Source organism: Nocardia coffeae (assembly GCF_019890715.1).
In the GTDB taxonomy this organism is placed as follows: domain Bacteria; phylum Actinomycetota; class Actinomycetes; order Mycobacteriales; family Mycobacteriaceae; genus Nocardia; species Nocardia jiangxiensis.
Genome location: NZ_JAINZY010000025.1, coordinates 62,280 through 85,146, shown reverse-complemented (window position 1 = coordinate 85,146; position 22,867 = coordinate 62,280). Strand labels below are relative to the sequence as shown.

Here is a 22,867-nt window from a genome sequence, read left to right as displayed (position 1 = left end):
CAAGCTTAGCGCAACCGTAGATCCCGAACCAAATCGGGGTCTCGATCGAGCTAGTGTGAGTGCCGAGCGCTCCTCGTCCAACCTCGTGTCCCGGGCCTTTCGGCTCCGGGTCGGTGTCCGTGTCGCTCTGACCTGGATTAAGTTACGCGGCAGCCGGTTTCAATGTCAAATCGCCTGGTCATACGGCCAAACCTTGCACAACGTCCACATGAACACCCGTCGAAAACGCCCCGGCCGAACCGAAGTTCGTCAGTATCCGGATCACCGAGGCCGATATCGACCGGAGAGGGGCGGAACTTCCGAACTATTCCGAACGCGGTGCGATCACTTCTCGCGAACTCACTCGCCCGAAGCGTCGCGGACCGACCCGCCCGAAGCCGGTCCGGTTCAGTAGCTGCACAGCTTGACCCAGTTGTTGCCGGAGTCCTGGTTGTCCCGGGCGAACAGTCCGGCCCCTTCGACGAAGGGGACCGCCAAGTCGAAGTCTCCCGACCGGAAGATCGCCCACCGCTCGTCCCGCATCCGCAGGAACCTGGCGTTCTGCGCCCCCTGAAGAAATCCCCCGAAGTCGAAGTCGTGGTCCTCGGTGACGATGTCGCCATCGATGACGTACACGTGCTCATGCGTGTGGGCATGGAAGTGTCCCCACCCGTCCACATTGCCCGAACAGCTCCCCGAGGCGGCTCCCGCATACGACTCCGCGTGTGCCTGCCCCGTTCCGAGCAACACCGCGACCCCGACGGACAACAAGGTGAACAGAATTCGCTGCATCGTTCCCACCCGCTCACAGACGGACCCGGCGCCCATCGCTCGACGCTGACCACGTTAGAAGCGCAAACCCCCTGCAGCGCTTGCGAAATTCCTGACAGCGCTGATCACGGCCCCGGGCACGGCATCCGGTCCGGACGCCCGGCCGCACGGGGCATCCGCCGGTCGACGGCCACCCGCACGGCCGAAGGCCGGCCCACCCGTAGGTGGACCGGCCTTCGGTTGTAATGCGTTGCCGGGAGGCGGGACTCAGAAGTCCATGCCGCCCATGCCGCCGGTCGGGTCGCCCGCGGGAGCGGCGGCCTTCTCCGGCTTGTCGGCCACGACGGCCTCGGTGGTGAGGAACAGGGCCGCGATCGAGGCCGCGTTCTGCAGCGCCGAACGGGTCACCTTGACCGGGTCGGCAACGCCGGCCGCCAGCAGGTCCTCGTAGACGCCGGAGTCGGCGTTGAGGCCCTGGCCGGTGGGCAGGTTGGAGACCTTCTCGGCCACCACGCCGGGCTCCAGGCCCGCGTTGAACGCGATCTGCTTCAGCGGCGCGGCCAGCGCGACACGAACGATGTTCGCGCCGGTGGCCTCGTCACCCTCGAGCTTCAGGTCGTCCAGAGCCGGAGCGGACTGCAGCAGGGCCACACCACCACCGGGGACGATGCCCTCCTCGACGGCGGCCTTGGCGTTGCGCACGGCATCTTCGATGCGGTGCTTGCGCTCCTTGAGCTCCACCTCGGTGGCGGCGCCGGCCTTGATCACCGCAACACCGCCGGCCAGCTTGGCCAGGCGCTCCTGCAGCTTCTCGCGGTCGTAGTCCGAATCCGAGTTCTCGATCTCGGTGCGGATCTGCGCGACGCGGCCCTGGATGGCATCGGCATCGCCGGCGCCGTCCACGATCGTGGTCTCGTCCTTGGTGATGACGACCTTGCGGGCGGTGCCCAGCAGGTCGACCGTCGCGGTCTCCAGCGAGAGGCCGACCTCTTCGCTGACGACCTCGCCACCGGTCAGGATGGCGATGTCGGCGAGCTGCGCCTTGCGACGGTCACCGAAGCCCGGGGCCTTCACGGCGACGGACTTGAAGGTGCCGCGGATCTTGTTCACGACCAGGGTCGACAGGGCCTCGCCCTCGACGTCCTCGGCGATGATCAGCAGCGGCTTGCCGGCCTGGATGACCTTCTCCAGCAGCGGCAGCAGGTCCTTGACGGTCGAGATCTTCGAGCCGACCAGCAGGATGTACGGGTCCTCGAGGACCGCTTCCTGACGCTCCGGGTCGGTGACGAAGTAGCCCGAGATGTAGCCCTTGTCGAAGCGCATACCCTCGGTCAGCTCCAGCTGGAGGCCGAAGGTGTTGCTCTCCTCGACGGTGATGACGCCTTCCTTGCCGACCTTGTCCATGGCCTCGGCGATCAGCTCACCGATGGACGCGTCGCCGGCGGAGATGGCGGCGGTGGCAGCGATCTGCTCCTTGGTCTCGACCTCCTTGGCCGAGCTCAGCAGACGGCTGGTGACGGCCTCGACGGCCTTCTCGATGCCGCGCTTGAGACCCAGCGGGTTCGCGCCGGCCGCGACGTTGCGCAGACCCTCGCGCACCAGCGCCTGAGCCAGCACGGTCGCGGTGGTGGTGCCGTCGCCCGCGACGTCGTCGGTCTTCTTGGCGACTTCCTTGACCAGCTCGGCGCCGATCTTCTCGTACGGGTCCTCGAGCTCGATCTCCTTGGCGATGGACACACCATCGTTGGTGATCGTCGGGGCGCCCCACTTCTTCTCCAGGACAACGTTGCGGCCCTTGGGGCCCAGCGTCACCTTGACGGCGTCGGCGAGGCTGTTCAGACCCCGCTCGAGGCCGCGGCGGGCCTCTTCGTCATACGCAATTGTCTTGGCCATGGCGTTGTTGAGATCCTCCAGATCAGGGATTGACACGATCTGGCCAGGTTCGGTGCCCGCGACGGACGACCGATGTCTCGGCCTCACCATCCCGACCTGGCACTCATTGGTTTGGAGTGCCAGATCCCTTTTTAGCACTCGAGGGTATCGAGTGCAAGGTTGAATGAGGCTGCTCGCGGGGCCGGGATCAGGTGTCGGTGACGCGCAGCGCCAAGGCGAGAAAGGCGTCGGCGCGACGCTCCTCGGGGGTGCGCGGCTCGCCGCGGTCGACAGTGACCTGCCGGGCGTCGTGCAACAGGAGTTCGGCTTCGATTCGCATGATGGCGCGGATGAACGGAGGCGCCACGTCGGGCGGGAGATCTCCGTTGACGATGTAACTACCGTCCGGGCCCGACTCGGTCTCCACATAGGAGAGCGCTCGCAGCAGGTCAACCCGTAGTTCCCCGGCGATCAGGTCGGAATCGGTGTCATCCGCCATAGCGACATCCTATCCGGACGCCTGTTGCGTAAGTGCATTTCGGCCTTTAAAGTACGTACGTACGGTTTGGTTAGGCGATGTCATCATCGATGAAAGCGACGTCAGGAGCCGCCCATGTGGGATCCCCAGCAGTATCTGGCCTTCGACGACCACCGCTCCCGCCCCTTCTACGAACTGCTCGGCCGGATCGGCGCCGAACAGCCTCGGCGTGTCACCGACCTCGGCTGCGGTCCCGGACATCTGACCTCGGTGCTGTCCCAGCGGTGGCCCGACGCGATCGTCGAGGCATCGGACTCCTCGCCGGAGATGGTCGCCGCGGCGCGCGCCCGCGGCGTCCACGCGACCCTGCTCGATGTGCGCGACTGGACCCCCGAGCCCGATACCGACGTGGTGGTCTCCAACGCCGTGCTGCAGTGGGTGCCCGGCCATCCCACCCTGCTGGACGAATGGGCCCGCAAACTGCCGCCCGGCGCATGGCTGGCCATCCAGGTACCCGGCAATTTCGACGCGCCCTCCCATCGGTGCATCCGGGAACTCGCCGCCCGTGAGCAGTGGCACGACGCCCTCGAACCCGCGGGCCTGCTGCAACCGCGCAACGTCCTGGACCCGACCGGATACGCGACCGTGCTGGCGACGGCAGGATGTGCCGTAGACGCTTGGGAGACAACGTATCTACAGCGCCTCACCGGCGACGATCCGGTGTTGAAGTGGGTATCGGGCACCGCCCTGCGCCCGGTGCGCGACGCCCTGGACGACACCGGCTGGGATCGTTTCGTCGGCGAACTCGCGCCCATGTTGCGCGAGGCATATCCGCAGCAGGCCGACGGGACGACCTGGCTCCCGTTCCGCCGAGTGTTCGCGGTGGCCCGCACACCCGGTATCTGATTGCCTCAGTCCGGAATCGACCCGGGCCACGACCTTCGGAGCTGGCGTTACCCAGAGTTGGCGGGCCTGGGTGAGCCCGGGGTCGACGTCGACAAGGAGACGAGCCGGGCGCTCAGTGCTGCGGCGGTGCGGGCGGCTGGGGTGGCATGGGAGGTTGCGCGGGCAGCGGGGGGCGCGGGCCCTCGGGCGGCGGGGGCGGTTGGTGTCCGGGCGGAGGCAGATGGCCCGGCGGGGGCTGGTGGCCCGGTTGCGGACCCGGCGGGGGCTGGTGGCCGGGTTGCGGGCCGGGCGGGGGCGGCGGGGTGAACTGGGCGAGTTGGGCCGCGATGTCCTTCTCCAGTCCCGCCTTGTCCAGACCCAGGCCCGAGAGCACGCCGGAACCGTCCTCGAATTCGAGCAGGGCCAGCAGCATGTGTTCGGTGCCGATGTAGTTGTGTCCCAGGCGAAGCGCCTCGCGGAAGGTCAGTTCCAGGGCCTTGCGGGCCTGGGCGTTGTACGGAATGAGCGCGGGCACTTCCTCGACGGCGGGCGGCAGTGCGGCGGTGGCCACCTTGCGGACCGCTTCCAGGGCGATGCCGTTGGCGACGATGGCGTGTGCGGCGAACGAATCCGGCTGGGTGAGCAGGGCCAGGACGAGGTGCTCGGGCTGGATCTCCACATTGCCCGCCGCACGCGCCTGCTCCTGCGAGACCATCATGATCTCGCGCGCTCGCGGGGTGAACCGCGCGAAACCGGCGTTGGGGTCCATCGCCGCCGGATCGCCGGAGGGTTTGGGCACGAACCGCTTCTGCGCGGCCTGTTTGGTGACGCCCATGCTCTGCCCGATATCGGTCCACGAGGCGCCCGCACGCCGGGCCTGATCCACGAAATGCCCGATCAGGTGGTCGGCCACCTCACTCAGATGTCCTGCGGCCACGACCGCGTCGGACAGTTGTTCCAGCACGTCGTCGGGACGTGCGCGCTTGATGCCTTCGATCAGATCGTCGAGGCGTATTCTTTCGGTCATGCGTCAACTTTAGGTTGACCAATGTCGCTTCGTCAACCAAAAGTTGACGATGGCTCATAGGTGACGTCGCCGGTACGGATGGATGCAATTCCCGGACCCGGCCAATACTCTGCAGAAGGCAGAAGCAACAGGACCCCACGTCGACAGGTAGATATGTCCGCATTCCGACGCTCGGCCGCCGTCGCCGCGGCCGTGGTGGCAACATTCGCGCTGCACATGCCGACGGCACCGGCACAGGCACCGGCCCTGGACCCCGCTCTGGTGACCCGCGCGGCCGCGGCCGACGCCTACGCCAAGACCCGGCCCGGCACCACCGGCATCGTCGTCTTCGACCGCCAGACCGGCGCGATCTGGCAGAACGGCAATGCGAACTACCAGGTGTGGGCCGAGTCCACCGAGAAGCTGGAGATGGTCGTCAGCCTGTTGCTGCGCAACGAATCCCACGCCATCACCCTGTCCGCGTCGGACCGCGACCTGATGCATCGCATGCTCAACGTCAGTGACGACAACGCGGCCGATGTGCTGTGGAAGCGTTACGGCGGTGCGAGTTTCGCCAAGGACCTGGGCCGCTTCGGCATGACCACGTCGAAATTCCGTGACCCGCAACCGTATTGGGGCTGGATGCGGACCACCGCCGCCGACCTCGATCGCCTGATGAATTCCGCACTGGCCCAGCTGAATCCCGCGGACCGCAGCTATCTGGTGAACGAGATGCGCTCGGTCGGCACCGTTCAGCAGTGGGGCGTCTGGGGTGCGGGACCGGCCGCGCAACCCGGCAACAAGGACGGCTGGTCACCCGACAATCCGGACGGCTCGTGGCTGGACAACTCCGTCGGATTCGTCGGCCCGAACGAGCGCTACACCGTGGCCATCACCGGAAACACCGCGACGGTGAAGAACGGCGACCAGGTCGGCCGGGAGACCGCGACACACGTCGCGAGCATCCTGTTCCAGGGCTACTTCCGCTGATCCCGTGCCCGCCGCGCCGAGCAGCGCTCATCGAGCCCTGAATGATCGGTAGATGCGATGGAGCGCGCGAGCGGTTACTGCTCGGCGACACCGATCGCGACCGCGATGGGCTTGTTCTGCTCACTCGATGCCAAGCAGACCAACCTGGCCGTACCCAGCGCGACGTTCGGGCTACCGTCGAGCTTGGAACCGGGATTCTCCGCAAGCACCTTCTTCACCAGCGACGTTTCGTCCTCGATGCTCATACTCTTGAAAGTGGCGCACGTCGTGCGGGAAGCCGTGCCCAGCTTCGAATTCACCGGCGCACTCGATGCGGCCGCCGCACTACTGGTCGCAGCACTGCTCGGAGCCGCCGCGCTGCTGGCAACCGCTGAAGCCGATGCGCTCGCCGTCGTCGACCCAGGGGCCGAACCAGCCGAATCATCCTCGTGCCCACCGCATGCGGCGAGCCCCGTCGTCAGCACACCGAGGGCCACGATCGCCGCCCCACGAGCGACGATCACCGAAAGTCGTTTCATCTACACGTAATCCCAGATGGTCGGTAACGCCGGGCGCCCCGGCGCGCTCGCAGCGTACTGTATTTTCGGCCTCCGCTTCGCTCCGGCGGGTCGGGGCCCCCGAAGGGCCGATTCTTCCCTCCTCCGCTCCTCCGCTTCGCTCCCCCGCTCCGTCACTCCAGAATCGACCCGGGCCCCGACCTTCGGAGTTGGCGTTACCTGGAGTGAACGAGCCTGGGTTGTCCCACGGCTCCTGCCTTCTTCGCTCAGTAGCTGGGCTCCCAGCTCCTTCAGACCGGCATCGCCCCGGGCCCCGAACTTCGGAGTTGGCGTTACCTCCGGTGGACGGGCCTGGGTGAGCTGGAGTGATTCGTCAGGCCGGAACCACTCCGGGCTATGGCCTTGGAGTCGGCGTTACCTGGAGTGGACGGGACTGGGCGTCCCGGGTTGGCGTTGCGAGCTGCGGGCGAACCGGGTGCCTGTGGATTCGGAGTGCGGTAGCCCGGGTCGGGTCAGTGGACGTGGTCCTGCCAATCGCGCGGGACGCGCTCGCGGGGGCCCGGGACGGTCTGGCTGGTGGGGTGGTGGGACGGGGGCGCGAGAGCGGGGCCCTCGGAGAACATTTCGCTGCTGCGGAAGTCCCAGAACCAGTCCTCGCCGGGTTCGAAACTCTGGATGTAGGGGTGCCCGGTTTCGGCGAAGTGCTTACTGGCGTGCTGCTCGGGAGAGCTGTCGCAGCAGCCGACGTGCCCGCAGGCGGCGCAGCGCCGCAGGTGCACCCACCAGCCCTGCGCTGCTTCACATTCCGCGCATCCCGGACCGCTGGGCGGCCGGCCGGGATCGATGCCCTCGATGGATTCGGCCATCATTCACCTCCGAGATTCGATTGCACGACAGAGTCACCGACCGCCTCGGCCACCGCGGCGGAACGACCCGGCGGATCGAGCGGCAGCCGGACGATGAACCGGGTGTCGCCCGGCACCGACTCCACCCGAATGTCGCCACCGTGCTTCTTGGCGACGATGCGGAACGAGATATCAAGTCCCAGACCGGTTCCCTCACCCACCGGCTTGGTGGTGAAGAACGGCTCGAAGATCCGGTGCCGCAGCTCGGCCGGAACGCCCGGACCGGTGTCGCCGATTTCCACTACGGCACAGTCGTTCTCGCGATACGTGCGGACGGTGAGGGTGCCGCGGCCCTGCATCGCGCCGACGGCGTTGTCGATCAGATTCGTCCACACCTGATTCAACTCGGCTGCGTAACAGGGCACCTGGGGCAGCGTGCGGTCGAAATCCTTGACCACGGTGATGTCGTCACCGATCTTGCGGGCCAACATCACCAGCGTGCTCTTGAGCAGTTCGTGGATGTCGACCACCTGGAAGGGCGCGCGGTCCATCTGCGAATACTGTTTCGCCGCATTCACCAGCGAGGACACCCGCGTGGTCGAATCGGTGATCTCGTTCATCAGCAATTCGGTCTCGACCGTGTAGTTCAGCCAGCGGATCGCGCCCTCGAACACGTTGCTGCCGCAGCCCTCCAACGTCCCGGCGACCCGTTCGAGCCAGTCGATGTCGAATCCGGCCTGGACGAACGTCGGGGCGATATCCCAGCCGTTCGCGATGCCGTGCTCGTCGAGCCAGTCGCCGAGTTCGTCCTCGCGGTCCGCGGTTTCCAGCGGAGTGAGCGTCGGGGCCTTGGCGACCTGCGTCGCGGCCTCCTCCTGCAACTGGACCAGGGCTTCGAGCGTGTCCGGGGTGAATTTGCCGTGCGCCATCATCTTCAGCTTGTGCCGCATGCCCGCGACGCGCTCACGCAACGCCGAGGTGGCCCGCACGGCCGCGGAAGCGGGATTGTTCAGCTCGTGGGTCAGGCCCGCCGACAGCGAACCCAGCGCGAGCAGCCGCTCGCGCTGGCCGATGATCTCGTTGCTGTTCCGGTTGCCGAAGAACACGCCCTCGAGCAGATGCAGGGCCATCGGGAACCATTCCTGCATCATCTGCGCGAATATCGCCGCGTCGAGCACATAGAAACGCGACGGCTCGGTGATGTAGAACGAGTTGGAGTAGCTCTGATCCACCTTGTCTCGCATATAGGCGGTCCACGCACCGGCATACGATCCGCGATGGCTGGTGCGCACCAGCTCGATCTCCTCGCCGCCGGACTGCTTGGTCAGCACGACCTCGCCCTCCATCAGCACATAGAAACAGGTCGCGGGCTCGCCCTCGCGGAAGACCAGGCCGGGTTCGAAGGTTTCCATCCGGCCGTCACGGCACAGCCAGGCCAGCTGTTCGTCGTCGAGCTTCTCGAACAGGAACAGTGTGCGCAATTCCTGGGGATCGCAGATCACTTCGGTGCTCTCGGCATTGTCGGTCACAGCGCACACCTTCCTTACTGCTTGGCGATGTATCGGTGGACGAGCATGACCGCCATCGCGCCCTCGCCCACGGCCGAGGCGACCCGCTTGGCCGATTCGGAACGCACGTCACCGGCGACGAAAACACCGGGAACGCTGGTCTCGAGATGATGCGGCGGCCGCGGCAATTCCCAACCGGACGGGCGGTTGCCGTCCACCATCAGGTCCGGACCGGCCAGCACGTATCCAGCGGCGTCCCGGGTGACGGTGTCGTCCAACCAGTCGGTCTCCGGTGCGGCCCCGATGAACAGGAACAACCGCTCGGCATCCACTTTTTCTTCCGCGCCGGTCGCATTGTTGCGCAGCACGAGCCGTTCCAGATGCCCCGCGCCGTCTGCTGCGACGACCTCGGTGCAGGGGTGCACGACGATGTTCTCGATCTGCTCGATCTGCTGAATCAGATAGTGCGACATGGATTTCTCCAGCGAGTCCGCACGAATCAGAATGTGCACGGTGCAGGCGTGCCTGGACAGGAATACCGCGGCCTGTCCGGCCGAATTCGCGCCGCCGACGATGTAGACGTCACGATCGGCGCAGTCGGCGGCCTCGGTCATCGCCGAACCGTAATAGACGCCGCGGCCGGTGAATTCGTCCACGCCGGGCGCCGGGTGATGCCGGTAGTTGACCCCGGTCGCGATGAGGACCGCATGCGCCGAAATCGAACTGCCGTCGTCGAAATTCACCATCCGCGCCGAACCGCACACCTCTAGGCCGACCACCTCGCGCGCGGTGATGAGTTCGGCCCCGAATTTGACCGCCTGGCGACGGGCGCGGTCGGCCAGTTGCGCTCCCGACAGACCGTCGGGGAATCCGAGATAGTTCTCGATCCGCGAACTCTGTCCCGCCTGACCGCCGGTCGCGGTGCGTTCGACCAGGACCGTGCGCAATCCCTCGGACGCGCCGTAGACGGCCGCGCCCAGACCCGCCGGACCGCCGCCGATGACGATCAGATCGTAGAACTCGCCGGTCGGATCGGTGTTGAGCCCGACGCTCGCGGCCAATTCACTGTCCGAGGGGGCCAGCAGCGCCTTACCGGCCGCATCGATGATCACCGGGCAGTTGTCCGCGGACGCACCGGCTGCCTGCAGCAGTCGCGAGCCCTCCGGTTCGTCGGCCAGATACCAGCGGTACGGCAACTGGTTGCGGGCGAGGAATTCCCGCACCTGCGAACTGCGTGCGGACCAGCGGTGCCCGATCACCTTGGTCTCGTGCACCGGGCGATGTTCATCGCCGCGCCACGCCTCGAGCAGCGCGTCGACCACCGGGTACAGCTTCTCCTCCGGCGGATCCCACGGCTTGAGCAGATAGTGGTCCAGATCCACGACGTTGATCGCCTCGATGGCGGCATTGGTGTCCGCGTACGCGGTCAGCAGCACGCGCCGGGCGTACGGATGCAGGTCCATGGCCTGCTCCAGGAATTCGATGCCGTCCATTCCCGGCATCCGGTAGTCGGCGATCAGCACGGCGACCGGCTGACCGCGCAGCTTCAACTCACGAAGCGCGTCCAGCGCCGAGGCGCCCGATTCCGCGCGCAGAATCCGGTAGTCCGCGCCGTACCGTCGCCGCAGATCACGAACGACGGCGCGGGAGACACCCGGGTCGTCGTCGACGCTGAGGATTGCCGGTTTGGCGGCAGCTGGTGAAGTCACCTCATGAGTATGGGCGGTTCGGGCAAGTACGGCGTATTTCTTTCGCTGACAGCAGTACCGGAAGGGAAGATCATGATCTGCGCGGCCCGCGGTGTTCGACGATATCCCGCTCGGACGGCGTGAGCAGCCGCTCGAGTCGTTCTTCCAGATCGGCCCGCGCACGTTTGCCGTGCATGCGCGGGAGATGGATGTGCTCGGTCTCGGAAACCGGAAGCAGCGGAAGGGATTCCGCCTGCAGATGCAGGAGCGTACGCAAATTCACGGCCGATCACCTCACATGGGACGGGACATACTCCAGTCGGTTGCTTCGTTGCCTGCCGTTATCTCTATCTGCCATTGTGCGTCGGTTATTACCGATTGGGACAGTATTCACATCGGAATGTGATCCAGTTGATCTTCAGTCCTCGAGTGACCCGGCTCACCGATTGCGGTAGCCGACACCCCCAGTAGGATTCCTGGTACCGACAGTTACACCGTTACATGCCCGGAGGCGACGTTGCCGAAACCCCTGGAAGCCACCATCGAGATCACCGCGCCGCCGGAGCGGGTCTGGGCGGTGCTGACCGATCTGACGCGGATGCCGGAGTTCAGCCCGAACACCGTCCGGATGATGCCGCTGGGCGCCGTGCGCGCCGGCACCTGGACGATCAACCTGAATCACGACACGTACTACTACCCCACCACCTCCCGGATCGTGCGCTTCGAACCCGACCGCGCCTTCGCGTTCCGGATGAACGAGAACCGCACGATCTGGAGCTACCTGCTCGAAGCCACCGATTCGGGCACTCGCCTCACCGAGCGCCGCGATGTCCCGCACGGCGTCCGCAAACCCGTCCGGATCATGATCGACACCTTCCTCGGCGGCGAGGAACAGTTCGAAACCCACCTGATCGCCGGCATGAACGAAACCCTGAGCAAGATCAAATCGGCCGCCGAGCGCTGACTCCCGGGCGGCGACGCCGACACACCCCGCACCGAAACGTCGCCGCACACCGGAACATTCAGGCAAACTACGTCGACCACCAATGTTTTCGGCGCGGCTCGGCCGCCGAAAACCTGCCGGAGCGAAGCGGAGGCCGAAAACACAGTGCGACGACGAATCACAGGCTCTGTGGCCGTTCTGGCCGGGACCGTTGCCCTGCTGTCCGGGTGCGGGAGTTCGGATTCCACTTCCGCGCCCGGCCGGGACGTCACGGTGATCGGGTCGGGGGAGGTGCAGGGGACGCCGGACACACTGAACTCCGACCTCGGAGTGGAAGTGACCGCGCCGGACGTGTCCACGGCGATCTCGACCGCGAGCACCAAGGCCAAGGCGGTCATCGATGCCATGGTCGCCGCGGGAGCCAAACGGGAGGACATCCGCACCACCGGCGTCTCGGTGCAACCGCAGTACGGACCCGACCAGACGATCACCGCGTACCGATCCAGCAATACCGTGCACGTCGCGGTGCGCGATCTGACCAAGGCCTCGGCGATCCTCGGCGCGGCGACGCAGGCCGGCGGTAACGACACCCGGGTCGACTCGGTCTCGTTCGCGCTGGACGACAACTCCAAACTGCTCGCCGACGCCCGCGCCCGCGCCTTCGCTGACGCGAAATCGCGGGCCGAGCAGTACGCGGTGCTCTCGGGGCTGAAGCTGGGGACGGTCAAGACCATCCACGAGACCAGCAGCGGCGACACCACTCCCTCGCCCTCGCTGCACAAGCAGGCCGCGGTGCCGGACATTCCGCTGGAACCGGGTACGCAGACGGTGGCGTTCAACGTCACCGTCACCTGGAACCTGGACTGACCGAGACCCGAACCCCAACCGGCACAGGCGATCTGCGCTAATTGCGAGCGAACCGCCGCATTACTGCCAGTTGGGGAGTTTCACTACCTGGGCGGCATAGGACAATCCGGCGCCGAAGGCGACCAAGAGCGCGTCGGCGCCGGGTTTGGTCTCTCCCGACCGCAGCAGCGCCTCCATCGCCAGCGGAATCGACGCGGCCGAGGTGTTCCCGGTGTGCTCGATGTCGTTGGCCAGCGCGGTGTCCTGCGACAGTTTGAGCTCGCGGGACATGATCTCGATGATTCGGCCGTTGGCCTGGTGCGGAACCATCGCGTCGATATCGGCGGGGGTGAGTCCGGCGCGGTCGATGGCGTCCAGGCAGACGGTCTTCAAAGAGTGCGCGGCCCAACGGAATACCGCCGTGCCCTCCATCGCCAGGTATGGCCGCACCGCATCGGGGCCCTTCTCGTCGATCTCGGCGAAGAACTCCATCCAGTCCTTGTCCTGCCGGATCGCGCGATGCTGGGTGCCGTCCGAACCCCAGACCGTCGGGCCGATACCCGGCTCGTCGGACGGGCCGATCACCACCGCGCCCGCACCGTCGGCGAACAGGAACGCGGTGCCGCGATCGGTCGGATCCACCGTGTCGGTGAGCCGCTCGACGCCGATCACCAGCGCATATTTGGCGGTACCCCCCTTGACCAGGTCCGAGCCCACCGCGAGGGCATGGCAGAACCCGGCGCATCCGGCGGAGATGTCGAACGCGGCGGGATGGTTCATCCCCAGTGCGGTGGCGATCTGCGGGGCCGCGGCCGGAGTGAGCAGCAGCCAGGTCGACGTCGCCACGATGACGCAGTCGACGTGCTCGGGCGAGATCCCGGCAGCGGCGAGCGCGCCGCGGCCCGCCGCGGCGCTCATCTCGATGATGGTCTCCGCATCCGAGGCGAATCGCCTGGTCCGGATGCCGGAGCGGCTGTGGATCCATTCGTCGCTGGAATCTATCGGCCCGGCGACCTCGTCATTGGTGACGACTCGGGCTGGGCGGTACACGCCGAGCCCGAGCATCGCGGTGTGCTCAGCCCCTTCGACCTGGGCGAGTCGAGCAGCCATCGTGCTTCTCCTCTGTGTACCTACGCGGCTTCGTACCTACGCGGCTTCCTTCATCGGGCCTCGAACGACCGGTTGCGAAACGGTAGACATGAGGCCCCCTCATATTATCCCGAACTGTAGCGTCAGGTAGAGGAAAGTCACAATCGATTCCGCTATGTCCCGTTCGCCGCCGGTTTGCGGCCTGCCCCGGGACGGTCCTGTTCCCGTAAGGTGTGAGCGCGGTCCGAGACGAATACGTCACGCACACCCGCGACAACCCCTGTCCATGCACGAAAGAGGAGCCCGTGGCCCGCCGCCCCACCCCGCCCGGCACGCCCGAACAATCCGGACTCGGCCATCTCGCCGACCTGGTTCGCGCTGCGATTCCGCCGCTGCACCCCGCCGGTCTGCCGTTCGTGGCAACACCGCTGGCGGTGGCGCTGGTGGCACGGCGACGCAAGTGGGTACGTCGCGCGGGGATCACCGTGGCCGCGGCCTCGGCCGCGTTCTTCCGGCATCCGCACCGAGTCCCGCCGAACCGGCCCGGCGTCGTGGTCGCACCGGCCGACGGTGAGGTCGCCCTGGTCGACACCGCGGTACCTCCCGCCGAGCTGCACCTGGGCGATGGCGAAGTGCCGCGGGTGAGCATCTTCCTGTCGGTGCTGGACGTCCACGTGCAGCGCATGCCGGTCTCCGGCATCGTGCGCGAGATCGCCTATCGGCGTGGACAATTCCGTTCGGCAGATCTGCCCGAGGCGAGCTCGGTGAACGAGCGCAACACCATGGTCGTGGAGACCGCGGCCGGACAGCTGATCACGGTCGTGCAGATCGCCGGACTGCTGGCCCGGCGGATCATCTGCGATGCCAAGGCCGGTGACAAGCTCAGCATCGGCGAGACCTATGGGCTGATCCGCTTCGGCTCCCGCGTCGACACCTACTTCCCGGCCGGAACCCAGCTGCTCGTCGAACCCGGGCAGCGCACCATCGGCGGGGAGACGGTGCTCGCAGAACTGCTGTCATGATCGAGAAGGCCGCGATCGTCCAGGGACGACGCAGAACGGTTCGACTGCTCCCCAGCATCGTCACGATCCTGGCGCTGTGCGCGGGCCTGTCCGCGGTGAAATTCGCCCTGGACGGCTCCCGCGAGGTCGCGCTGGCGATGATCGGCGCCGCCGCGGTGCTGGACACGCTCGACGGGCGGCTCGCACGCCTGCTCGACGCCACCACGAAGATGGGCGCGGAACTCGACTCACTCGCCGACGCGATCTCCTTCGGCGTCGCGCCCGCACTGGTGCTGTACGTGTCGTTCCTGCAGAAGAACAGCGTCGGGTGGATCATCGCGTTGATCTACACGGTCAGCCTGGTGCTGCGGCTGGCGCGGTTCAACACCTTGCTGGACGACGACAACCGCCCGGACTGGCAGCGCGAGTACTTCACCGGCGTTCCCGCACCCGCGGCCGCGCTGACCGTGCTGTTGCCCGTCGCGGTGCACGGGCAGTTCGGCAACGGCTGGTGGAATTCGCTTCCGGCGATCGTGGTCTGGACGGTCTTCACCGCGCTGCTGGCCGTGAGCACCGTCCCGACGCTGGCGATGAAGTCGGTGTCGGTCGCGCCGCAGGCCGCGGCGATGCTGCTGGTCCTGGTCGCGCTGATCGCCGCCGCGCTGGTCACCTATCCGCTGATCCTGCTGATCGTGCTGGTCGTGGTGTATCTGGTGCACATCCCGTTCGCCTGGCGTTCGGCCCGCTGGGTCGCCGCCCGTCCGGAGACCTGGCACCACAAACCGGCCGAACGCCGCGCCCAGCGTCGCGCCACCCGTCGCCGTCCCGCGCTGCCGCCGCTGCGCGGGTCCACCGCACGCCTGCGTCTGCGCCGCCCCGGCGGCCGGAACTTTCCGCAGGACACCCCGCCGCGCTGAGCGGTCACTCCCTGTCGTCGTCGCCGAGTTCGTTGATCAGCAGCAATCCATCACGGCCGCGCTGTTCGCGGTAGGCGGTGCGGCCGATCAGATGGGCGACGGCGGGGGCGGTGACGAGGGTGAACAGGCCGACCAGCACGAGCATCCACACGTTGCCGTGCCCGCGCAGCTGGGCCGATGCGCCGATCAGAATCATGATCAGGCCGACCACCTGGGGTTTCGTCGCGGCGTGCATGCGCGACAGGGTGTCCGGGAAACGCACGATCCCGATGGCCGCGGTCAGGGCGAAGGCCGAACCGAGCAGGATCAGTACGCAGGACACCCAGCGCAGGACGGTGTCGAACCAGCTCATCGGTCGTCCCGAACGCGGAAGCGGGAGACCGCGGCCGAGCCGAGGAAACCGACCAGGGCCAGCGCCACGATGCCGGGCAGCACGGTGGCGTCGTTGCTGTACGCCGCCCAGACCGCAAGGCCCGAGGCGGTGATGGCGACCAGCGAGTCGACCCCGACCACGCGGTCCAGCGTGCTGGGTCCGGCCAGGACGCGGTAGCCCGTGAGCAGGGCCGCGCTCGCCAGCAGAACGGCCGCCACCATCGCGACGATCGTCATGATTCCTCCTGTGTCGTGCGTTGCTCCTGGAGCGTGCGCTGCCCGGTTCGCCTGGTCATTCAGCGCTCCTCGGGCGGCAGGGGTTCCGGGCGCAGGGTCTCGTGCCATTCCCCGGGACGTTCGAAGGATCGGATCAGCAACTGCTCGAGCCGCCGGGTGGTGAAGTAGAAGCGCTCCACGGCCTCGTCGCTGCCCACATCGAGCACATGCACCCAGATGGTGTGCGTCGTCCGGTCGATCTCCAGCACCATGGTGCCGGGAATCAGATTCAGCACGTCGGCGCACAACACCATCACCAGCGGTGAGCGGATCGTCATCCGCACTCGCAGCACACCCGAGACCGGCGAACCGGATGGCCGCACCGCGAACCAGGCGATCTGCAGACTCGACTCGAGCGCGTAATACACGCCGACGATCACCAATTCCAGCAGCGAGAGCGGATGCAACCGCCCCGACACCGGCACTCGCGGCAACGGCAGCAACAGCATGATCACTGTGCCGATCACCAGTCCGGCCACGATATTGCCGACGCTGAAATCACCCCACAGCGCGGTGTACACGATCGCCAGCCAGATCAGCCCGCCCAGGCGGACCAGACGATCGCGGCTCAGCACCGTCGACAGGCTCATTTCGCACCACCGGCCTGCGCGGGTTCCGGAGAATGCAGAACCGTTGTGAGATAGGTGTTCCGATCCATCAGATCGCCCGCGGTGCGCGTCGCGATGTTCAGGATGGGCCCGGCGAGCACGGTCAGCGCGACACCGACCGCGATCAGCGCGACCGTCGGCATCAGCATCAGCCGCGGCATCCGCCCCGGATCGGGACGTTCGTCGAACAGCATGTCGACCGATTCGTCGATCAGCGCCGAGGGTGCGGCGTCGGCCAGTTCGCCCTCGGGCGCCTGGGCGCGCGGGCGCCAGAACGCCTTGCTCCACACCCGCGCCATCGCGTACAACGTCAGCAGACTGGTCAGCACCGATCCGGCGACCAGAATCCAGGACAGCGCACTGCCGTCGGCGACGCCGGCCTCGAGCAACGTCACCTTGCCCAGGAAGCCCGAAAACGGTGGAATACCACCGAGATTCAGCGCGGGAATGCCGAACAGCACCGCCAGCGCCGGACTCGCGGCGAGCAGCCCGCCCAGGCGTTCGAGCGACGCGGATCCGGCCTGCCGCTCGATCAGTCCGACCACCAGGAACAACGTGGTCTGCACCAGAATGTGGTGTGCCACATAGTAAACCGTCCCGGCCAGACCCAGCGCGGTGTTCAGCCCGATGCCGAACATCAGATAGCCGATATGGCTGACCAGCGTGAACGACAACAATCGCTTGATATCGCTCTGCGCGATCGCGCCCAGGATGCCCAGCACCATGGTCAGCAGACCGCAGATCAGCAGAATCCGGTCGAAATGCGCGGCCGGGAACAACAGGGTGTGCAACCGGATGATCGCGTACACACCGACTTTCGTCAGCAAACCGGCGAAGACCGCGGTCACCGGCGCGGGCGCGGTCGGATAGGAATCGGGCAGCCAGTTCGACAGCGGGAACACCGCGGCCTTGATCCCGAACGCCACCAGCAGCACCGCGTAGATCGCACTGCGCACGCCGCCGGGCACCGAACCCATCCGCTCGGCCATCTGCGCCAGATTCAACGTCCCGGTCGCGGCGTAGGCCAGGGCGATACCGGTCAGGAAGATCAGCGAGGAGACCATCGAGACCATCACGTACGACACACCGGCGCGCACGCGTTCCGCACTCGCGCCGAGGGTCAGCAGCACGAACGACGCGGCCAGCAGCACCTCGAATCCGACGAAGAGATTGAACAGGTCGCCCGCCAGGAAGGCGATCGAAACCCCCGCGCTCAGAATGAGATACGTCGGCTGGAAGATCGAGGTGGGCTGGCGTTCGGCGCCGTCGCTGATACCCTGCCCGACCGCGTAGACGAGCACCGCGAGCAGCACGATCGAGGACACCAGCAGCATCGCCGCGGACAATCGGTCCACCACCAGGGTTATCCCGATCGGGGTGTGCCAGTTGCCGACCTGGATCGCAGCCATCCCGTTGCGGTCGGCCAGGTACAGCAACATCCCCGCGACGGCCACCACCGCACTCAGCGCGATCACCGAGATGGCCTGCTGCACTCGGGGGCGTCGTCCGGTGATGAGCGACACGGCGGCGGTGAGCATCGGGATCAGCACGGGAAGCGGAGCCAGGCGCAAGATCAGATCGGGCGGCAGAGTCACTGTTCGGGATCCTCCCCTTCGCGGCGCTGCGCGACCTTCACGTCCTCCGGGTCGTCCTGGACCTGTTCGGTGGTGGTCAGGGCGTAGGAGCGGTAGGCCAGCGCGAGCACGAAGGCGGCCAGGCCCATGGTGATCACGATCGAGGTCAGCACCATCGCCTGGGCCAGCGGATCGGACGTTCCGTGATGCACTCGATCGGTCTCGCCGAGGATCGGCGCCACGCCGTCCGGGCCGCCGACGGTCAGCAGCAGCAGATTCACCGCGTTGCCGAACAGGATCATGCCGAGCAGCATCTTCGACACCGCCCGCTCGAGCACCATGTACACCGCGCAGGCGACGGTGATGCCGATCAGGACGAGCAGGGTGATGTTCGCGGTCATCGGGCCTCCTTGACCGGGTCGGGCGGGAACACCGCGGCGGTGTCGTCGACGTGTGGCACAGTCGACGGGACCGCGGGTTCCTCGGTGTCCAGCCGCGCGCCGAGGCTGCGCAGCACGTCCAGGACCAGACCGACCACGATGAGATAGACGCCCAGGTCGAACAGCATCGCGGTGACCAATTTGACGTGTCCGAAGAACGGCACGGTCACCTGGATGATCGCCGAGGACAGCGGTGGCGCGCCCAGCAGCAGCGAACCTGTCGCGGTCCCGGCGGCCAGGGCCAGACCCGCACCCAGCAGATGTCCGGCGTCCACCGGCAGCGCCTCGGCCAATTCGTACCGCCCGCCCGCGAGATAGCGCAGGACCAGGGCCAATCCGGCGGTGAGGCCACCGGCGAATCCGCCGCCGGGCGCGTTGTGGCCGGAGAAGAAGAAGTACGCCGACAGGACCATGATCGTCGGGAACAGCAGGCGGGTGGTCATCGCCAGCACCATCGAGCGATGTCGTCGCGCGACCAGCGGTGAGGCGGTCAGCCAGTAGCTGCGGCTGGGGTCGGGGGTGTAGCCCGGTGCGTCGGCCACCCGCGGCAGCGTGCCGAAACGGCGGCTGCGGAACATCAGGGAGGCGACGCCGGTCGCGGCGACCAGCAGGACGGAGATCTCGCCGAGGGTGTCCCAGGCGCGGGTGTCCACCAGCAGGACGTTCACCGCGTTCTTACCGCCACCGAATTGGTATGCGGCCGAAGGGATCTGATGCCAGATCGGCTCGGTGCCGCGGGCAGCGATGGCGAACGCGGCCAGCACCGCGACCGTCGTGCCGACCAGCGCCGCCAGAATCGCGCGGCGCGCCTTGAACTTCGCCGGGCTGTCCACCTCCGCGGGGAATTTGCGCAGCACCAGCACGAAGATCACCAATGTCAGTGTCTCGACCAGGAATTGGGTCAACGCGAGGTCGGGCGCGCCGTGCAGGGCGAAGATGCAGCCGCAGCCGTATCCGGTCACCCCGACCAGCAGCACCGCGGCAAGGCGATTGCGCATCACCGTCGCGCCCAGAGCCATCACGATCATGATCACCGCGATCACCAGCTGCCACGGCGAATCCCACAGCCGCAGTGAGACTTTCGATCGGGAACTGGCGACGAGCATCGCGACGGGCAGGATGATCAGAGTGATCAGGATCAGCGCCTGGTTCAGCGGAAGCGAACCGCGCTGTGTCGCACCGGTCATGCGCAGGGAGAGCTGATCCATCGCGCGCAGGGTCGCGTCGTAGACGCGGTCGGCGTTACCCAGCCGCGGCGTAGCGGATTCGCCGATGTGGTCGCGGATCTCGAACAGCAGCAGACCACAGGCGATGGCGATCATGGACAGGGTGAGTGGTTGCCCCCAGCCGTGCCAGAGCGCCAGATGGGCGGGTTCGGGGCCCGGCAGCGTCTGCGCGTAGGGCCGCAGCAGCCGATCGAGCCAGGGGGCGCCCAGGGCGGCGGCCAGACTGCCCAGCGCCAGCAGGCTCGCCGGGGCGACGAACGCGAAACTCGGCCGGTGCCAGGATATTTCGCGCTCGGGAACGTCCTCGGAACCACGCGAGCGGGCCTTGCTCCCGAACGCTCCCCACAGGAACCGGATGCTGTAGCCGACGGTGAACATCGACCCGACGACCACGCCGAGGGTCTCCGCGATCTTCACCGGTCCGGACAGATCGCTCGCGCCCATGATCGCGGCCAGCGCGCTCTCCTTGCCGACGAAGCCGAACAGCGGCGGAATGCCCGCCATGCTCAGCGCGGCCAGGATCGCCGTCCCGCACAGCAGCGGCGCGCGCCGCCCCAGCCCGGACAGCCTGCGCATATCGCGAGTGCCGGCACTGTGATCGATGACGCCGACGACCATGAACAGGCATGCCTTGAACATCGCGTGCGCGACGATCATCGCCGCGCCGGCCAGGGCCGCGTCCGGCGTGCCGATGCCGACCAGCACCATCATGAAGCCCAGCTGACTGACCGTGCCGAAGGCCAGCACCAGTTTCAGGTCGTACACCTGCAGCGATCGCAGACCGGCCAGGATCATCGACAGCAGGCCCAGAGTCAACAGGATCGGATGCCAAGGCGCGGAGACCGCGAACACCGGCGCCAGGCGTGCGACGAGATACACACCGGCCTTCACCATCGCCGCGGCGTGCAGATAGGCGCTGACCGGCGTCGGCGCGGCCATGGCACCGGGCAGCCAGAAGTGCAGCGGCACGATCGCCGATTTGCTCAACGCGCCGATCAGGATGAGCACCACCGCGACGCCGGTCGACCAGGAGTGCGGATCGGCCCGGTGAACGACCTCCGAGAGGCGGTAGCTGCCGCAGTCCTCGCCGACCATGATGATGCCGACCAGCATCGTCAGCCCGCCCGCACCGGTCACCAGCAACGCCTGCAGAGCCGCGCGACGGCCCGCGATCTGGTCGGCGTGATGGCCGACCAGCAGGAAGGACAGGACCGTCGTCACCTCCCAGAAGGTGAACATCAGAATCATGTTGTCGCTGGTGACCAGGCCGAACATGGCCCCGGAGAAGGCGACCATGTACCCGGCGAAGATGCCGAGGCGCTGGCGGTCGTCATCGTCGAAGTAGCTCGCGCAATACGCCAGGATCAACGTCCCGATGCCGAGCACCAGCACCGACAGGATGCAGGCCAGCGAATCGAGGCGCAGGTCCAGATCCATATGGATGCTCGGGGCCCACTCGATGCGCACGACCTGTCCGTCGTTCCAGTGCGCGAGTACCCAGACCAGGCTGCCCAGCGGGGCCAGGGCCAGCGCGTAGAAGCCGCGTCGACCGAGCATCCGGACGCACGGCGGCGCGAAGAGAGCGGCGGCGGCATGTGCGAGCAGGATGGCGAGCAAACATCACTCCGTCGGTCGGGGGCGGGGTGGAGTGGGGCCGAGTTTACTTGGCGTCACAGGCACCCCCTCGCCCCGACCGGCGGACATCCGTCCTGCTATGCAATTTAGCTATCTTTAGGCAATTCTTCGGAATCTGCGGGTTTCTGCGGCGTTCCGGTGCTTTTGCGCCAATGTCGCAGGGCCAGCAACGACAGCGCACAGCAGACCGTGATGGCCAGCGCCATCCAGTACGCGACGGCCGACTGCGCCATCGGCGGCGGACCCGAACTCCAGTGGGTGCCGCCGATGACCGCGGCGCCGAATTCCCCGCGACCGCGAATCGCCAGCACGACCGAGGACCCCAGGATGATCGCGACGCCCAGGACCCGGGTCGGGTTGTAGCGCGGCGCCGCACAACCGAAACTGAATCCGGCCGTGAGCGCCAGGGCCGCACCGATCGCCGCGACGTGCAGGCGGCCGTGATCACCGGAACTCAGCGCACCCACCACCGCCAGGGCTGCCAGTGCGGCCATCGCCAGCAACGGCGCGGGAAGGCGGAAACCCACCAGGATCCCCACCGCCAGCAGAAGCACCAGAATCCAGGCCGACCAGCCCGGCACCTGCGTCGGGACGATCGCACTGCCGACCGAGGAGAGCGCGACCGCCAGCAGTACGAGGGTGCCGTCCCGGCGCGGCAGCAACATGGCCGCGATCATCGCGGTGACGGCCGTCAGCGCGACGGCGAGCACGATGTCGAAGCCGCTCGCGGTCCGGCCGGCCAGCCATTGCGCGCCGAACAGGGCCACGCCGATATAGAGCATGCCCGCCACGATCGGCGCCATCGGCAACTCGACCGCGCGCCGCTCGATACCGGTACGCCGCCGGTTGACCAGGGTGCCGATGGCGACCAGCACCAACGTCGCCTCGATCAGCCACAGCGGCGGATAGTCCACCGACGGCAGGTGCGCGGGAACGGGTTCGAACGGATTCGCGGCGTGCGCCACCGGCAGCGCCGCGGAGACCACGAAGCTGGTCAGCGCGCCCAGCGTCCAGCCGAACACCTGCATCCGCCCGCGCAGCACCGCGGCCGCGATTCCGCCGAGCAGCATGCCGCCCGCGATCGAATCCACGAAGTTCAAGGTGGACAGCGGTGCGACCGGACTCGCGCCGTGGCCCGCGAGATGGTTGATCAGCATGATCACCACTCCGGCCAGAGCCGACCCCCAGGCCGCGAGCGCATGGTTGATCGTCGTGGCGAACACCGCGATCAGCACCGCGATGATGGCCCCGACCGCGATTGCCCGCGGCACGCTGAACGCGAGCATATCCAGTTGCAACGGCGTCGATTCCGACGACCACGCGAAGTCGATCGGGAGTAACAGCGACATCCCGGCAACCAGCGTGGACACGAAGGCCGTGACCATCTCCACTGCCGCATGAGGAGTGCGCACCAGGCAAAA

Annotated in this window: 23 protein-coding genes and 1 pseudogene; 7 read left to right on the top strand and 17 right to left on the bottom strand. The window is 67.1% G+C overall.

Annotation, left to right across the window (positions count from 1 at the left end):
• Positions 1-387: 387 nt before the first annotated feature.
• The 3 genes from K7711_RS45025 to K7711_RS45015 all read right to left on the bottom strand — a co-directional run bounded on the left by K7711_RS45025 (position 388) and on the right by K7711_RS45015 (position 3,121).
• Positions 388-771 carry a hypothetical protein gene (locus tag K7711_RS45025; protein ID WP_222978954.1) on the bottom strand — a complete coding sequence of 128 codons (384 nt, stop codon included), beginning with the start codon at positions 769-771 and terminating at the stop codon, positions 388-390.
• A 246-nt stretch (positions 772-1,017) separates the two neighbouring features.
• Complete coding sequence (groL, locus tag K7711_RS45020; protein WP_222978971.1) at positions 1,018-2,643, bottom strand: chaperonin GroEL; 1,626 nt, start codon at positions 2,641-2,643, stop codon at positions 1,018-1,020.
• A gap of 187 nt (positions 2,644-2,830) precedes the next feature.
• Complete coding sequence (locus K7711_RS45015) at positions 2,831-3,121, bottom strand: hypothetical protein (protein ID WP_040828534.1); 291 nt, start codon at positions 3,119-3,121, stop codon at positions 2,831-2,833.
• A 114-nt stretch (positions 3,122-3,235) separates the two neighbouring features.
• Between K7711_RS45015 and K7711_RS45010 the strand changes: the two genes are divergently transcribed.
• Positions 3,236-4,006: a trans-aconitate 2-methyltransferase gene (locus K7711_RS45010; protein ID WP_222978951.1), complete on the top strand. Its 771-nt coding sequence runs from the start codon at positions 3,236-3,238 to the stop codon at positions 4,004-4,006.
• 274 nt (positions 4,007-4,280) lie between these two features.
• Here K7711_RS45010 and K7711_RS45005 read toward each other — a convergent pair.
• Positions 4,281-5,012 (bottom strand): annotated as a pseudogene (locus K7711_RS45005) (Clp protease N-terminal domain-containing protein); the annotation flags it as partial.
• 153 nt (positions 5,013-5,165) lie between these two features.
• Here K7711_RS45005 and K7711_RS45000 point away from each other — a divergent pair.
• Positions 5,166-5,981 (top strand): serine hydrolase, encoded by an 816-nt coding sequence (locus K7711_RS45000; RefSeq protein ID WP_222978949.1) that lies wholly within the window; start codon positions 5,166-5,168, stop codon positions 5,979-5,981.
• Between the two features lie 74 nt (positions 5,982-6,055).
• On the opposite strand, the gene K7711_RS48200 is transcribed toward K7711_RS45000, so the two are convergent.
• Positions 6,056-6,226, bottom strand: a complete 171-nt coding sequence (locus tag K7711_RS48200) for a hypothetical protein (RefSeq protein WP_235748778.1) — start codon at positions 6,224-6,226, stop codon at positions 6,056-6,058.
• 10 nt (positions 6,227-6,236) lie between these two features.
• Here K7711_RS48200 and K7711_RS48195 point away from each other — a divergent pair, with 10 nt between their 5' ends.
• Entirely contained in the window at positions 6,237-6,509 is a 273-nt protein-coding gene (locus tag K7711_RS48195; RefSeq protein WP_235748777.1) for a hypothetical protein, read from the top strand.
• A gap of 481 nt (positions 6,510-6,990) precedes the next feature.
• Here K7711_RS48195 and K7711_RS44990 read toward each other — a convergent pair whose 3' ends face one another.
• The 4 genes from K7711_RS44990 to K7711_RS44975 all read right to left on the bottom strand — a co-directional run bounded on the left by K7711_RS44990 (position 6,991) and on the right by K7711_RS44975 (position 10,802).
• The gene (locus tag K7711_RS44990) at positions 6,991-7,344 is read right to left on the bottom strand and encodes a UBP-type zinc finger domain-containing protein (RefSeq protein WP_222978945.1); all 354 of its coding nucleotides are present in this window, start codon (positions 7,342-7,344) and stop codon (positions 6,991-6,993) included.
• On the bottom strand, positions 7,344-8,852 hold the full coding sequence (locus K7711_RS44985; RefSeq protein ID WP_372460266.1) for an ATP-binding protein: 1,509 nt from the start codon (positions 8,850-8,852) through the stop codon (positions 7,344-7,346). The genes K7711_RS44990 and K7711_RS44985 overlap by 1 nt, the downstream gene beginning before the upstream one ends.
• A gap of 14 nt (positions 8,853-8,866) precedes the next feature.
• The gene (locus K7711_RS44980; RefSeq protein ID WP_222978943.1) at positions 8,867-10,540 is read right to left on the bottom strand and encodes an NAD(P)/FAD-dependent oxidoreductase; all 1,674 of its coding nucleotides are present in this window, start codon (positions 10,538-10,540) and stop codon (positions 8,867-8,869) included.
• 70 nt (positions 10,541-10,610) lie between these two features.
• The gene (locus K7711_RS44975; RefSeq protein ID WP_222978942.1) at positions 10,611-10,802 is read right to left on the bottom strand and encodes a hypothetical protein; all 192 of its coding nucleotides are present in this window, start codon (positions 10,800-10,802) and stop codon (positions 10,611-10,613) included.
• Positions 10,803-11,036: 234 nt separating this feature from the next.
• Between K7711_RS44975 and K7711_RS44970 the strand changes: the two genes are divergently transcribed.
• Complete coding sequence (locus K7711_RS44970; protein WP_222978940.1) at positions 11,037-11,483, top strand: SRPBCC family protein; 447 nt, start codon at positions 11,037-11,039, stop codon at positions 11,481-11,483.
• A gap of 168 nt (positions 11,484-11,651) precedes the next feature.
• Entirely contained in the window at positions 11,652-12,329 is a 678-nt protein-coding gene (locus tag K7711_RS44965; RefSeq protein ID WP_308015225.1) for an SIMPL domain-containing protein, read from the top strand.
• A gap of 60 nt (positions 12,330-12,389) precedes the next feature.
• On the opposite strand, the gene K7711_RS44960 is transcribed toward K7711_RS44965, so the two are convergent.
• Positions 12,390-13,418 carry a beta-ketoacyl-ACP synthase III gene (locus K7711_RS44960; RefSeq protein WP_222978938.1) on the bottom strand — a complete coding sequence of 343 codons (1,029 nt, stop codon included), beginning with the start codon at positions 13,416-13,418 and terminating at the stop codon, positions 12,390-12,392.
• Positions 13,419-13,702: 284 nt separating this feature from the next.
• Between K7711_RS44960 and K7711_RS44955 the strand changes: the two genes are divergently transcribed.
• Positions 13,703-14,419, top strand: coding sequence for a phosphatidylserine decarboxylase (locus K7711_RS44955; RefSeq protein WP_222978936.1), 717 nt, complete (start codon positions 13,703-13,705; stop codon positions 14,417-14,419).
• A complete protein-coding gene (locus K7711_RS44950) occupies positions 14,416-15,315 on the top strand; it encodes a CDP-alcohol phosphatidyltransferase family protein (protein ID WP_222978934.1) in 900 nt (299 codons plus the stop codon). Before K7711_RS44955 ends, K7711_RS44950 begins: the two co-directional genes overlap by 4 nt.
• Positions 15,316-15,319: 4 nt before the next feature.
• Here the strand turns inward: K7711_RS44950 and mnhG are convergent, their stop codons facing one another.
• The 7 genes from mnhG to K7711_RS44915 all read right to left on the bottom strand — a co-directional run bounded on the left by mnhG (position 15,320) and on the right by K7711_RS44915 (position 22,858).
• On the bottom strand, positions 15,320-15,667 hold the full coding sequence (gene mnhG, locus K7711_RS44945; RefSeq protein ID WP_222978932.1) for a monovalent cation/H(+) antiporter subunit G: 348 nt from the start codon (positions 15,665-15,667) through the stop codon (positions 15,320-15,322).
• On the bottom strand, positions 15,664-15,924 hold the full coding sequence (locus K7711_RS44940) for a monovalent cation/H+ antiporter complex subunit F (RefSeq protein WP_222978931.1): 261 nt from the start codon (positions 15,922-15,924) through the stop codon (positions 15,664-15,666). The genes mnhG and K7711_RS44940 overlap by 4 nt, the downstream gene beginning before the upstream one ends.
• A gap of 59 nt (positions 15,925-15,983) precedes the next feature.
• Complete coding sequence (locus tag K7711_RS44935) at positions 15,984-16,553, bottom strand: Na+/H+ antiporter subunit E (RefSeq protein WP_083896058.1); 570 nt, start codon at positions 16,551-16,553, stop codon at positions 15,984-15,986.
• Positions 16,550-18,166 carry a Na+/H+ antiporter subunit D gene (locus K7711_RS44930; RefSeq protein WP_222978924.1) on the bottom strand — a complete coding sequence of 539 codons (1,617 nt, stop codon included), beginning with the start codon at positions 18,164-18,166 and terminating at the stop codon, positions 16,550-16,552. The genes K7711_RS44935 and K7711_RS44930 overlap by 4 nt, the downstream gene beginning before the upstream one ends.
• Positions 18,163-18,546 (bottom strand): Na(+)/H(+) antiporter subunit C, encoded by a 384-nt coding sequence (locus K7711_RS44925; RefSeq protein ID WP_222978923.1) that lies wholly within the window; start codon positions 18,544-18,546, stop codon positions 18,163-18,165. The genes K7711_RS44930 and K7711_RS44925 overlap by 4 nt, the downstream gene beginning before the upstream one ends.
• Positions 18,543-21,428 (bottom strand): Na+/H+ antiporter subunit A, encoded by a 2,886-nt coding sequence (locus tag K7711_RS44920; RefSeq protein ID WP_222978922.1) that lies wholly within the window; start codon positions 21,426-21,428, stop codon positions 18,543-18,545. Before K7711_RS44920 ends, K7711_RS44925 begins: the two co-directional genes overlap by 4 nt.
• A gap of 104 nt (positions 21,429-21,532) precedes the next feature.
• Positions 21,533-22,858: a hypothetical protein gene (locus tag K7711_RS44915; RefSeq protein ID WP_222978920.1), complete on the bottom strand. Its 1,326-nt coding sequence runs from the start codon at positions 22,856-22,858 to the stop codon at positions 21,533-21,535.
• Positions 22,859-22,867: the final 9 nt, after the last annotated feature.